The organism is Curtobacterium sp. ME-Dv--P-122a, from assembly GCF_030209645.1.
Taxonomy (GTDB): Bacteria; Actinomycetota; Actinomycetes; order Actinomycetales; family Microbacteriaceae; genus Curtobacterium; species Curtobacterium flaccumfaciens.
In genome coordinates, this window is sequence record NZ_JARVRO010000011.1 from 125079 (window position 1) to 137294 (window position 12216).

10 protein-coding genes are annotated in these 12216 nt (G+C 70.3%); 4 read left to right on the forward strand and 6 right to left on the reverse strand.

Annotated features, from left to right (window positions below):
* The first annotated feature begins 16 nt into the window (after positions 1–16).
* Positions 17–448, forward strand: coding sequence for a DUF3093 domain-containing protein (locus tag QRN49_RS12220; RefSeq protein ID WP_209082543.1), 432 nt, complete (start codon positions 17–19; stop codon positions 446–448).
* Between the two features lie 128 nt (positions 449–576).
* Here QRN49_RS12220 and QRN49_RS12225 read toward each other — a convergent pair whose 3' ends face one another.
* A complete protein-coding gene (locus tag QRN49_RS12225; RefSeq protein WP_017886098.1) occupies positions 577–876 on the reverse strand; it encodes a DUF4193 domain-containing protein in 300 nt (99 codons plus the stop codon).
* A gap of 298 nt (positions 877–1174) precedes the next feature.
* Between QRN49_RS12225 and sepH the strand changes: the two genes are divergently transcribed.
* On the forward strand, positions 1175–2203 hold the full coding sequence (sepH, locus tag QRN49_RS12230) for a septation protein SepH (protein WP_163343679.1): 1029 nt from the start codon (positions 1175–1177) through the stop codon (positions 2201–2203).
* A gap of 34 nt (positions 2204–2237) precedes the next feature.
* On the opposite strand, the gene QRN49_RS12235 is transcribed toward sepH, so the two are convergent.
* Positions 2238–3404, reverse strand: a complete 1167-nt coding sequence (locus QRN49_RS12235) for an alkaline phosphatase family protein (RefSeq protein ID WP_284756117.1) — start codon at positions 3402–3404, stop codon at positions 2238–2240.
* Between the two features lie 43 nt (positions 3405–3447).
* On the opposite strand from QRN49_RS12235, the gene QRN49_RS12240 reads away from it, so the two are divergent.
* The gene (locus QRN49_RS12240) at positions 3448–5934 is read left to right on the forward strand and encodes a DNA gyrase/topoisomerase IV subunit A (protein WP_284756119.1); all 2487 of its coding nucleotides are present in this window, start codon (positions 3448–3450) and stop codon (positions 5932–5934) included.
* A gap of 245 nt (positions 5935–6179) precedes the next feature.
* On the opposite strand, the gene QRN49_RS12245 is transcribed toward QRN49_RS12240, so the two are convergent.
* Positions 6180–8306 carry a DNA gyrase/topoisomerase IV subunit B gene (locus tag QRN49_RS12245; RefSeq protein ID WP_071244557.1) on the reverse strand — a complete coding sequence of 709 codons (2127 nt, stop codon included), beginning with the start codon at positions 8304–8306 and terminating at the stop codon, positions 6180–6182.
* Between the two features lie 167 nt (positions 8307–8473).
* On the opposite strand from QRN49_RS12245, the gene QRN49_RS12250 reads away from it, so the two are divergent.
* Positions 8474–8698, forward strand: a complete 225-nt coding sequence (locus QRN49_RS12250; protein ID WP_017886093.1) for a DUF7455 domain-containing protein — start codon at positions 8474–8476, stop codon at positions 8696–8698.
* 133 nt (positions 8699–8831) lie between these two features.
* Here QRN49_RS12250 and QRN49_RS12255 read toward each other — a convergent pair whose 3' ends face one another.
* From QRN49_RS12255 to QRN49_RS12265, 3 genes are read right to left on the reverse strand one after another with little or no spacing between them, the layout of a single operon-like run.
* Positions 8832–9605 carry a type 1 glutamine amidotransferase gene (locus QRN49_RS12255; RefSeq protein WP_111039873.1) on the reverse strand — a complete coding sequence of 258 codons (774 nt, stop codon included), beginning with the start codon at positions 9603–9605 and terminating at the stop codon, positions 8832–8834.
* Complete coding sequence (locus tag QRN49_RS12260) at positions 9602–10861, reverse strand: MurT ligase domain-containing protein (protein WP_282819333.1); 1260 nt, start codon at positions 10859–10861, stop codon at positions 9602–9604. Before QRN49_RS12260 ends, QRN49_RS12255 begins: the two co-directional genes overlap by 4 nt.
* Before the next feature lie 6 nt (positions 10862–10867).
* On the reverse strand, positions 10868–12127 hold the full coding sequence (locus QRN49_RS12265; protein ID WP_284756128.1) for an RNA polymerase sigma factor: 1260 nt from the start codon (positions 12125–12127) through the stop codon (positions 10868–10870).
* Positions 12128–12216 lie beyond the last annotated feature (89 nt).

Here is a 12216-nt window from a genome sequence, read left to right on the forward strand (position 1 = left end):
GTGATCGAATGGACCCGTGACCCTGTACCGCGAACGACTCTGGGCCCCGCCCGCCCTCTACCTGGCGACGGCGCTCGTCATCCCCGCCACCCTGCTCGTCTTCCTCCCCATCAGCGTCCTGGCCGGCGTCCTCGTGGCGATCGGGATGGAGCTCGGGGTCCTCGTCCTCCTGTGGGCACTCGCACCCACCATCGAGGTCACCGACACCGAGTTCCGCGCGGGCAAGGCACACCTCCCCCGCGCGCTCGTCGGCACGACCGAGGCGTTCGAGGGCGCAGCGGCCACCGATCAGCGCGGGCCGGCACTCGACGCCCGCGCCTGGACCCTCTTCCGCGGCTACGTGCGCGGGGTCGTCAAGGTCGAGGTGCGCGACGCCGCGGACCCGACGCCCTACTGGTTGGTCAGCGTCCGGCACCCGGGCAAGGTCGTCGAGGCGCTGCGGTCCTGACGGGCCACTGCCCACGGCCTGGAGGCGCGACTCGGCCCCGCCTCGCAGCACACGACGAAGGCCCCGCATCCCTGGAGGATGCGGGGCCTTCGCTGATCGTTGCGTCGAGAGCGACGCGGCTGCGCTCGCTAGAGCGAAGCGCACTCCGCGCAGACCGGTCCGAGCTTCGACTCGTGGTCGAGCTGGGAGCGGTGCTTCACGAGGAAGCACTCGACGCAGGTGAACTCATCGACCTGCGGGGGCAGCACCACGACGTCGAGGTCGACGTCGCTGAGGTCCTGCCCGGCGAGTTCGAAGCTGCCGGGGTTGTCGGAATCATCGTCGACGACCCCCGACATCTTGTCGGGAACGCGCTCCTTGAGGGCCTCGATCGACTCTGAGTCAGAGTTGTCGTCGGTCTTCCGGGGGGCGTCGTAATCGGTGGCCATGCCCATCCATTTCTCGTATCGAGAGGTCGTCGCCGGGTGATCGGCGGCGACAGTTTGCACCACGCCCCGCCAGAGCGCAAACCGAGTGCTGCGGCGGGTCGTGCTGGCTGTGCAACCCATGACCGGAACCGGACATTCCCGACACCCGTTGCCGGAGCGCCGCACGCCCGGGATCGGCCGTGCGGATGTCCGCGGCACGCCCGTGCGCCTCCCCGGAAACCGCCCGTCGTCCCTGCATACTCACGGGGTACGACAGCAGGACCGTACGCGACGCTGGGAAGGCGGAACCATGCAAGACGTGAGAGTCATCGGAGTCGAGTCCGGCGCACTCCTCCTGGCGACCGACGGCGGCACCGAGTTCCGGTTGCCCGTCACGTCGTCGCTGGCAGGCCAGGTGCGCCAGGCGAACCCCGACGCCGGTCCGCAGAAGCGGGTCTCCCCCAAGGACGTCCAGGCGCGCATCCGTGGTGGCGCCGACGCCGCCGACGTGGCCGCCGCGCTCGACGTCGACGTCGAGTACGTCCGCCGCTTCGAGGGCCCGGTCCTCGCCGAGCGCGCCTTCATCCTCGACGCCTCGCACCGCGTCCCGGTCACCCCGGTCGACGACGAGGCCCCCGACACCTTCGGGCCCGCGATCACCGCGAAGCTCGAGGCCGGCGAGGCCACCGCGATCACCTGGGGCTCCTGGAAGCACCCGGAGAGCGGCTGGCAGGTCCGCGTCCGCTACACCGCTGGCGAGGTCGAGCACGACGCCCAGTGGCACTTCGACCCCAAGACCTCGACCCTCGTGCCGGACAACGGTGACGCGCACCGGCTCTCGCACACCGACGACGAGGGCATCGCCCCGCGTCTGCGTGCGGTCGAGTTCGAGCAGCAGGACGACGACGGCACCCGCTTCGACTCCGGCGCCTTCCGCGTCGACGAGCCGGAGCAGCCGGCCGCGGAGCCCGAGCCGTCCCAGCACGCGCCGCTCCGTGCACCGCTGCCCCGCATCGGCCAGGCCGCCGTGGAAGAGCGTGCTCCCGGCAACGAGACCGCCGACCTGCTCGAGGCGCTCCGCCGTCGCCGCGGTGAGCGCGAAGCCGCGTCCTTCGGCGAGCAGCGCGACGAGTCCGCCCGCGGCACGTCCATCAGCGTCGTCGACATCCCGCTGCAGGGCTTCGAGGACGGCGGCGCGCACGACACCGCACCGCAGTCGACCGATGCCCGTCCGGCCTCGGCGCCCGAGCCCGAGAGCCGTGGCGAACGCAAGAAGCGCAACCGCCGCTCGATGCCGAGCTGGGACGAGATCGTCTTCGGCACCCGCCCGGACGACGACCCCGCCTGATCGGCACGCTCACCGACCGTCGGCGCTGACGTCCCTAGTGGGCGAACGCGCCGGCGAGCCGGAGCGGCACGATCGTCTCCTCGTCGGTCATCGCGCCGTGCTGGCCGATCATGCGCTTCGGCGTCTCGTCCTCGCGCAGGGCACGGTCGTCGTTGAACGCCCACGAGCCGCGCGCCACGACGAGCACGTCCCCGATGCGCGGCACCACCTGGTCGGACACCTGCCCGAACCACCCGGCCTCGATCGCCTCGGCACGGCTCGCGACGGACGCTTTCTTCCCGTAGCGCGCCCGGAACGCACCGACCAGGGCGCGGACGTCCGTGCCGGGTGCGACGGTGAGCTGGCGGCAGCGCGGGTCCCCCGCGACGCCGACGACGTCGGTGAGCAGCGGCGGGTCGATGGCGATGTTCGCGTGGTCCGGCACGTCGAGCACACCGTGGTCCGCCGTCACCAGGACCCCCACGTCGTCGGCGGTCCGGGCATCGAGGCGGGCGAGTTCCCCGTCGAGCAGCTCGAGGGCGGCCGTCCACCGGTCGGACTGCCAACCGTACTTGTGCCCGATGGAGTCGAGCTCCGGCACGTACAGGTAGACGAGCGAGCGGCCGGTAGCGGTCTCGGCCAGTGCGGCGTCGACACGCTGCGAGATGGTGTCCGCCGGCACGTACCGGGCGCCGCCGAGCACGTTCGCGGTCATCCCGGACGAGCGGTACCGGTCCGGCCCGACGACGACGGGGTCGAGCCCGAGCTCCGCGGCCCGGGTGAACAGGGTCTGCGTCAGGAACCAGTCGGCGGGCACCTCGGTGTCCCAGCCGCCGAGCAGGTTCATCACGGCACCGGTGTCCGGGTTCCAACCGCTGTACCCGACGACGCCGTGGGTACCGGGCGAGCGGCCGGTGGTCAGGGTGCTCAGCGCGGCCGCGGTCGTCGTCGGGAACCCGCTCCGCAGCTTCTTCGCGGTGCCGGTGCCCTTCGCGCCGGTCAGCCAGCGGGCGTGCCCGGCGCGCGCCGCCAGCGCGGCGGAACCGAGGCCGTCGACCAGCACGACGATCGCCGAGCGGGCGGGGCGGAGGGTGATCCGGGCCTCCAGGCCGTCGTTCCGCAACCACGCGTCGTCCGCAGCGCCGAGCGCCACGAGGCAACTCGGGAAGACGTCGGCGAGGTTCGCGACGGCGTCGGGGGCCGTCGGTACGCTTGTTCCCATCCCACGAGTCTCCCAGACGACTCCGGTTCTCCAGAAAGGTGCCATGGCACGCACGGACGTAGTCGGCCTGCCCGACGGTGAGCGCATCGAGGACGTCGACGTCTCCGAGGAGATGCAGGGCTCCTTCCTCGAGTATGCGTACTCCGTCATCTACTCACGGGCGCTGCCCGACGCGCGCGACGGCCTGAAGCCGGTGCAGCGTCGCATCCTGTACCAGATGGCCGAGATGGGGCTGCGGCCCGACCGCGGACACGTCAAGAGCGCTCGCGTCACCGGCGAGGTGATGGGCAAGCTGCACCCGCACGGCGACGGCGCGATCTACGACGCGCTGGTCCGCATGGCCCAGCCGTTCACGATGCGCGTGCCGCTCGTCGACGGCCACGGCAACTTCGGCTCCCTCGACGACGGCCCTGCTGCCGCCCGGTACACCGAGGCGCGGCTCGCCGAACCGTCGATGGCGATGACCGAGGGCCTGGGCGAGGACGTCGTCGACTTCGTCCCGAACTACGACAACCAGATCATGCAGCCGGGCGTGCTGCCGGCGGCGTTCCCGAACCTGCTCGTCAACGGCGCCTCCGGCATCGCGGTCGGCATGGCGACGAACATGGCGCCGCACAACCTCGGCGAGGTCGTCGAGGCCGCGAAGCACCTGCTCATGAACCCGCAGGCCAGCCTCGAAGAGCTCATGGAGTTCGTGCCCGGCCCCGACCTGCCGTCCGGCGGCACCATCGTCGGGCTCTCCGGGGTCCGCGACGCCTACGCCACCGGCCGTGGATCGTTCCGCACCCGCGCCAAGGTGAGCGTCGAGAACCTCACCCCGCGCAAGGTGGGACTCGTCGTCACCGAGCTGCCGTACCTGGTCGGCCCCGAACGCGTCATCGAGAAGATCAAGGACGGCGTCCAGTCCAAGAAGCTCGTCGGCATCTCCGACGTCAACGACCTGACCGACCGCAACCACGGGCTCCGGCTCGTCATCGGCATCAAGAGCGGCTTCAACCCCACCGCCGTGCTCGAGCAGCTCTACAAGCACACCCCGCTCGAGGACGGCTTCGGCATCAACAACGTCGCCCTGGTCGGCGGGTCGCCGCGCACCCTCGGGCTCCGCGAGCTGCTCGACGTCTACGTGAAGCACCGGCTCGACGTCGTCACCCGGCGGTCGCAGTACCGGCTGGCACGACGCAAGGAACGGCTGCACCTGGTCGAAGGCCTGCTCATCGCGATCCTCGACATCGACGAGGTCATCCAGGTCATCCGCACCTCCGACGACTCCGAGGCGGCGCGCAACCGCCTCCGCGACGTCTTCGACCTGTCCGAGGTGCAGGCCGAGTACATCCTCGAGCTGCGCCTGCGCCGCCTGACGAAGTTCTCGAGGATGGAGCTCGAGGCCGAGCGCGACCAGCTGCTCGCCGACATCGCCGCCCTCGAGGAACTGCTGGCGTCCGACGAACGGCTCCGCGCGCAGGTCGCGCTCGAGCTGACCGAGGTGTCCGACAAGTTCGCGACCCCGCGGCGCACGCTGCTCACCGAGGCCGACGCCCCGGTGAAGGGCGGTCGGAAGGCCGCGGTCGACCCGGAGTCCCTGCAGATCGCCGACTCTCCCTGCCGCGTGCTGCTCTCGACAACCGGACGGCTCATCCGCGTCGACATCCCGACGTCGGAGCTCGGCATCGTCCGCGTGCCGAAGCGCTCGAAGCACGACGCCGTCCGCTCTGCCGTGGTGAGCACGGTGCGGGGACAGATCGGCGCGATCACCTCGACCGGTCGTGTCCTCCGGCTCTCCCCCGTCGACGTCCCCGCCGTACCGCCCGCTGCGGTCCGGCTCGACGCCGGCGTCCGGGTCACCGACCTCCTGGCGCTCACCAAGGGCGAGACGGTCGTGGCGATCGTCGACCTGTCCGGCGCGTCGTCGGACTCGCTGGCGATCGGCACCGCACACGGCGTGGTGAAGCGCGTCGTCCCAGGCGCCTGGCCGGACAAGCCCGAGTTCGTCGCCATCGGCCTGAAGCCCGGTGATGAGGTGGTGGGCGCTGCCCAGGCCCCGGAGTCCGACGACCTCGTGTTCATCAGCTCGAACGCGCAGCTGCTGCGGTTCCCGGCGTCCGTCGTCCGGGCGCAGGGGCTGCCCGCCGGTGGCGTGGCCGGCATGGCCCTGGCCGACGGTGCCTCGGTGATCTGGTTCGGCTCGGTCGCACGCTCCGACGACGCCGTGGTCGCCACGGTGTCCACCACCTCGACCGCACTGCCCGGCACCGACGCCGGCCGCGCCAAGGTGTCCGCACTGTCGGAGTTCCCGGCGAAGGGCCGTGCCACCCAGGGTGTCCGGGCACACGCGTTCCTGAAGGGCGAGGACGGGCTCACCGTGGGCTGGGCCGGCATCGCGCCGCCGCACGCCGTCGGCACGGACGGCGCCGCGCGGACCCTGCCCGACTGGCTGTCGAAGCGTGACGGGTCGGGTGCACCGCTCGAGGCGGTCATCGGCTCGATCGGCGGCAGCGCCGCGACGCTCGACGGCACCGCCGGCGAGGCGTAGGCGCGCGCTGGCGTCCGCCACCTTTCGCGCCTGGCGACACCTCACGCCCTGCGGGCCCCGTGAGGTGTCGCCCAGCGCGTGAGAACGCAGGGCACACCCGCCTGGAGGCGCGGGGCGGCCCCCCCCACGGGCCTCCCGTCCGCCATCGCGAAAGCGACAGAACCCCGCCGACAGTCGGCGGGGTTCTGTCGCTTCCGCAGGATGGACCGCGCGCGTCGGCCGAGCGGTGTCGCTTTCGCGACGCGCTACGCGTCGATGCGGTCGCGGTCCAGGCCCTCGCCGGCCAGGATGAACTCCTTGCGCGGCGCGACGTCGTTGCCCATGAGCAGCTCGAACACCTTCGCAGCGCCCTCGGCATGGGTCACGTTCACCCGACGCAGGGTGCGGTGCGCGCGGTCCATCGTGGTCTCCGCGAGCTGGTCGGCGTCCATCTCGCCGAGACCCTTGTACCGCTGGATCGGCTCCTGGTACTTCTTGCCCGTCTTCTCGAGCTTCTTCAGCACCGTCTGCAGCTCCTGTTCGGAGTACGTGTACAGCGTGTCGTTCGGCTTGCCGCGGTTCACCACGACGACCCGGTGCAGCGGCGGCACGGCGGCGAAGACCCGGCCCTGCTCGATCATCGGCCGCATGTACCGGAAGAACAGCGTCAGCAGCAGCGTGCGGATGTGGGCGCCGTCGACGTCGGCGTCCGACATGATGATGATCTTGCCGTAGCGGGCCTGGTCGATGTCGAACGTACGGCCCGAACCGGCGCCGATGACCTGGATGATCGACGCGCACTCGACGTTCGAGAGCATGTCCGACACGGACGCCTTCTGCACGTTGAGGATCTTGCCGCGGATCGGCAGCAGCGCCTGGTACTCGCTGTTGCGGGCGAGCTTCGCGGTACCCAGGGCCGAGTCGCCCTCGACGATGAAGAGCTCCGTGCCCTCGGTCTCCTGCGAGCGGCAGTCGGCGAGCTTCGTCGGCAGCGACGAGTTCTCGAGCGCGTTCTTGCGGCGCTGCGTCTCCTTGTGGGCCCGCGCCGAGATGCGGGTCTTCATCTCGGACACGACCTTCTCGAGCAGGGCGGCCGACTGTGCCTTCTCGGTGCGCTGCGTCGAGGTGAGGATCTCGGTGATGCGCTTCGACACGACCTGGTCGACGATCTTGCGGACCGCCGGGGTGCCGAGGATCTCCTTCGTCTGTCCCTCGAACTGCGGCTCGGGCAGGCGCACGGTCAGCACGGCGGTCATGCCGGCGAGGACGTCGTCCTTGTCGAGCTTGTCCTGCCCGACCTTGAGCTTGCGGGCGTTCGCCTCGACCTGGGCACGGACCGCCTTGACGACGCCCGACTCGAACCCGGCCTGGTGGGTGCCGCCCTTCGGCGTCGCGATGATGTTGACGAAGCTGCGGAACACGGTCTCGTAGCCACTGCCCCAGCGGAGCGCCAGGTCGACCTCGCACTCGCGCTCGACCGAGGTGGAGACCATGTGGCCCTTGTCGTCGAGCATCGGCACGGTCTCGGTGAAGGTGCCGGTCCCTTGCACGCGCCAGACGTCGGTGAGGGGGCTGTCGACGGCGAGGTGCTCGACGAACTCACCGATCCCGCCCTCGTACCGGAAGCGCTCCACCACCGGCCCCGCGGCCACGGTGGTGCCCGTCGCCTCGGCCCGGGCGGCAGCGGCGTCGATCGACGCCGCGCGCTCGTCGGTGATGGTGATGCCGAGCCCGGGCACGAGGAACGCGGTCTGGCGTGCCCGCGTGACGAGGTCGTCGGTGCTGAACCGGGCGTCGGCGGTGAAGATCTGGCGGTCCGCCCAGTAGCGGATCCGGGAGCCGGTGACACCCTTCTTGACCTTGCCCACCACACGCAGCTCGCTACCAGAGGTGAAGGGCGCGAAGGGGGCGTCCGGGCCGATGCCCTTGCTGTCGTCGAAGATGCCCGGCTCGCCGCGGTGGAACGACATGGCGTAGGTCTTGCCGCCCCGGTCGACCTCGACGTCGAGGCGCTCCGACAGCGCGTTCACCACCGAGGCGCCGACGCCGTGCAGGCCACCCGAAGCCGCGTACGACCCCGAGCCGAACTTGCCGCCGGCGTGCAGCTTGGTGAACACGACCTCGACCCCGGTCAGGCCGGTCTTCGGTTCCACGTCGACGGGGATGCCCCGGGCGGTGTCCCGGACCTCGACCGAGCCGTCGGCGTGCAGCACGACACCGATCTCGTCACCGTGCCCCGCGAGGGCTTCGTCGACCGAGTTGTCGATGATCTCCCACAGGCAGTGCATGAGACCCCGGGAGTCCGTCGAGCCGATGTACATGCCCGGCCGCTTCCGGACCGCCTCGAGCCCTTCGAGGACGGAGAGATGGCGTGCGGAGTAGTCGGAGCTCACCGTCGGAGTTTACCGAGCGGCACCGACAGCACCGTGTGGACACTCGCACTGGGGCCAAGCGATCCGCGCTGAGCGAAACAGGCGCCGACAATGCGTCGCTCTCAGGCATCACGTGTTGAAATGGTGCAACCACCCGGCACCACCTGCGATCCGTGAGGAGCACAGCAATGACCCAGACCGTGCAGGACCCCTCCATCGACGAAGTCAGCAACCACCAGCTGACCGCCGCCGACCGTTGCGACAGCTGCGGGGCGCAGGCCTACATCCGAGCCACCATGTCGAGCGGCGAGCTCTACTTCTGCGCCCACCACGGCGCCGAGTTCAAGGACAAGCTCGCGGCGACCGCCATCGAGTGGCACGACGAGAGCAGCCGACTCTACGAGTCGAAGTAGTCGCGACCGACACACGGACAGGAGGCGCGGTGCCAGCTGGCACCGCGCCTCCTGTCTGTCTGCAGCCGGGTTCAGAACGCGCGGAGACGACGAAGGCCGGGCCCCGTCGGGACCCGGCCTTCTGCTTCGTGCGTCAGGCGATGCGCTTGAACGCCTTGTCGACGTAGCGGTCGACCGTGGCTCGCGCTTCGCGTGCGTAGCGGTCGATGGTCGCCGTGCGCTCGGCGTCCGGTGCGTACTCACGGCCGAGGCGTGCGGTCGCTGCAGCGAGGACGCCGTCGGTCAACTGCGGGTTGAGCGGCAGGACCGGACCCTGGGTGTGCGTGCCGAAGGAGTTCCCGACGATCGCGCCCTCGACCGGGGAGCCGGCCTGGTTGCCGCCGCCGGAGACGACGTCGGCGAAGGGCGTGACGCCGGCTGCGAGCTCGATGCGGGTGGCGTGGTCCTCGAAGCCGGCGAGACGCTTCGGTGCTCCGGGGAGCAGCGGGTACCGGGTCTCGAGGACGAAGTAGTTCACGCGGCGCTCGGCACCGCGGACTGCTCGAGCGTCGAACACGCCGAAGCCGGCGACCGGCGCACCCTCGGTCGGCACGACCTCGTTCGTCGCGAGGTCGAACCCACCGCCGACGGCGAGCACCGGCACACCATCGGTCGCGAACGCGCGGAGAGCGCCACCGATGCGTGTGACGTCGTCGCCCAGGGAACGCATCGCGCTGAGCGGACCGTTGCCGATGACGACGACGTCCGCCGTGGTCGGCAGGTCGTCACCGGGCGCGTACTCGAGGACCTGGGTCTCGATGTCCGCGGCGGCCGCACGGCGGACCAGCGCCGCGACGTTGCCACGGTCGCCCGAGACGCCCATCTGCCGGGGGTAGACGTGCAGGATCGTCAGCCGATCGGCCGTCATGCGGTCTTCTCCATGTCCGGGTGGCCGAGGGCCTTGCGGGCGATCATCATGATCTCGTAGTTGACGATGAAGTTCTTCGTCCCGCGGGTCGTCGAGCCGAGCTGCTCCATGTGCTTGATGGCTGCTTCGACGTCGGGCTCGACCCGGCCGATGCGGACACCGGCGTGCTCGAGCGCGATCGCGATCTGCCACGCCTTGTCACCGGAGACGACGTCCACGTGGTCGAGCTTCGAGAAGTCGATGTCGTAGATCCAGGAGATGTCGGGCGTGCCCTCGTCGATCGCCATGAGGACCTGCTCGGGCTGGTCCGGCAGGGCGTCGAGGTTGAGCTGCAGGCTCGCGGCGTTCTTGAACATCGTGAACTCGGCGGACTCGCCCGCGATGGGCAGTCGCTCACCGCGGCCGTACGCGGGCTTCATCGTCCCGAAGGCCTTGGTCACGGCGTCCGCGCGGAACTGCGCACCGAGGGCCGCACTCGCCGTCGCGGTGGCCGCAGCGGCGTCGACCGCGTAGTGCAGGCCACGGGCGGGCAGGCGGACCGGGATCTCGGCGCCGTCGAAGCGGATCGTCGCGCCGTCGCCCGTGTGGGCCACGACCTCGGCGTCGGCGGTGTGCTGAGCACGGTCACCGGCGTCGAACGAGTCGGCGTTCTGCAGGCCGTTCGGCGCTGCGGCGATGACCTCGTCGCTCGCACCGAACCGCAGGACACGCTGCCCGGAGGTACCGGAGTAGGCGTCGAGGAACTGGTCGTCGTGGTTGGTGATGACGTTCGCCGTCGACAGTGCGGCGGTGTCGAGCATCATCGTCGCCACGCGCTCGGTCTCGAAGAACCGGTACAGCTGGTCGACCTGCACGTTGAGCATCGTCACCGTCGAGGGCGACAGGATGCCGGCGAGTTCGACCGCGAAGGCCTCGTCGACCTCGAGGATGCCGATGTCCGCCTTCAGGCGACCGGTCAGCGAGACCTCGGACAGCAGGGCCGACGCGATGCCCTGCGGCAGGTTCGCGCCGGACGGGTTCGTGAAGACCCGCAGCCCGTGGGCACGCACGATGTCGGAGATCATGTGCGTCGTCGTCGACTTGCCGTTCGAGCCGAGCACGAAGACGACGCCGTTCGGGAACTGCTTCGTCACGTGCTGCAGGAAGTCCGGCACGAGCTTCAGGACGATGAACCCCGGGTAGGCGGACCCGCCGCCCCGCGCACGAGCGAGAGCACGGAGGATCCGCCCGATCAGGATCGGGATGAAGAAGCGCATGCCGGCTTACTCGAGGTAGTCGCGCAGCGACTGCGACCGCGACGGGTGGCGGAGCTTCGCCATCGTCTTGGACTCGATCTGACGGATGCGCTCACGCGTCACGCCGAACGTGTCACCGATCTGGTCGAGCGTCTTCGGCTGGCCGTCACCGAGGCCGAAGCGCATGCGGATGACGCCCGCCTCGCGCTCGGACAGGGAGTCGAGCAGGCTCTCGAGCTGCTTCTGCAGCATCGTGAAGCCCACCGCGTCGGCTGGCACGACCGCCTCGGTGTCCTCGATGAGGTCACCGAACTCCGAGTCGCCGTCCTCGCCCAGGGGCGTGTGCAGCGAGATCGGCTCACGGCCGTACTTCTGGACCTCGACGACCTTCTCCGGGGTCATGTCGAGCTCGCGGGCGAGCTCTTCCGGAGTGGGTTCGCGACCGAGGTCCTGCAGCATCTGCCGCTGGACGCGGGCGAGCTTGTTGATGACCTCGACCATGTGCACCGGGATGCGGATGGTGCGGGCCTGGTCGGCCATGGCACGGGTGATGGCCTGACGGATCCACCACGTCGCGTAGGTCGAGAACTTGAAGCCCTTGGTGTAGTCGAACTTCTCGACCGCACGGATCAGGCCCAGGTTGCCCTCCTGGATGAGGTCCAGGAACTGCATGCCACGACCGGTGTAGCGCTTCGCGAGCGAGACGACCAGGCGGAGGTTCGCGCCGAGCAGGTGCGACTTCGCACGCTGTCCGTCACGGGCGACCCAGCGCAGTTCACGCTCGGCGGGCTTCGAGAGCCCCGTCGCGTGCTGCAGCTTGTCCTCGGCGAACAGGCCGGCCTCGATGCGCATCGCGAGCTCGACCTCCTGCTCGGCGTTGAGCAGGGCGACCTTGCCGATCTGCTTGAGGTAGTCCTTCACCGGGTCGGCGGTGGCACCCGTGATGGTCGTCGAGTAGACCGGCGCCTCGTCGTCGTCGGTCTGCGAGATGACGAGCGCACCGGCTGCGACCGCAGCAGCGGCGTCCGGCTTGGCCGTCTTGTCGTCGGTGTCGTCGGTGTCGTCGGTCGGCTCCTCGACGGGCTCGTCGGAGGCGATCGCCTCGTCGACGGCGTCGGTCTTCTTCGCCTTGGGCGCCGCCTTCTTGGCGGGCGCCTTCTTGGCGGGGGCCTTCGTGGCGCGCTTCTTCGGCGCTGCGGTGCCCTCGGTGTCCGTGGCGTCCTCTGCCACAGCGCCCTCGGGCTCGGTGTCCTTCGTGGGATCGATCGTCGTGCTCCGGGCAGCCATGCGATCACCTCTCTCGTCGTGCCACGTTCGTGGGGTCGTGGCCTCCCTCGCCGCCCAGGTCCCGCGCCGCAGTCCCCCGCGTCGTACGA

What these genes read in the sequence shown, in the direction of transcription:
- QRN49_RS12255 (WP_111039873.1), bottom strand. Translation starts at nt 9,605, where the DNA reads ATGACGGCCGATCGGCTGACGATCCTGCACGTCTACCCCCGGCAGATG.
- QRN49_RS12250 (WP_017886093.1), top strand. Translation starts at nt 8,474, where the DNA reads ATGACCCAGACCGTGCAGGACCCCTCCATCGACGAAGTCAGCAACCAC.
- QRN49_RS12225 (WP_017886098.1), bottom strand. Translation starts at nt 876, where the DNA reads ATGGCCACCGATTACGACGCCCCCCGGAAGACCGACGACAACTCTGAC.
- QRN49_RS12235 (WP_284756117.1), bottom strand. Translation starts at nt 3,404, where the DNA reads ATGGGAACAAGCGTACCGACGGCCCCCGACGCCGTCGCGAACCTCGCC.
- QRN49_RS12265 (WP_284756128.1), bottom strand. Translation starts at nt 12,127, where the DNA reads ATGGCTGCCCGGAGCACGACGATCGATCCCACGAAGGACACCGAGCCC.
- QRN49_RS12240 (WP_284756119.1), top strand. Translation starts at nt 3,448, where the DNA reads ATGGCACGCACGGACGTAGTCGGCCTGCCCGACGGTGAGCGCATCGAG.
- QRN49_RS12260 (WP_282819333.1), bottom strand. Translation starts at nt 10,861, where the DNA reads ATGCGCTTCTTCATCCCGATCCTGATCGGGCGGATCCTCCGTGCTCTC.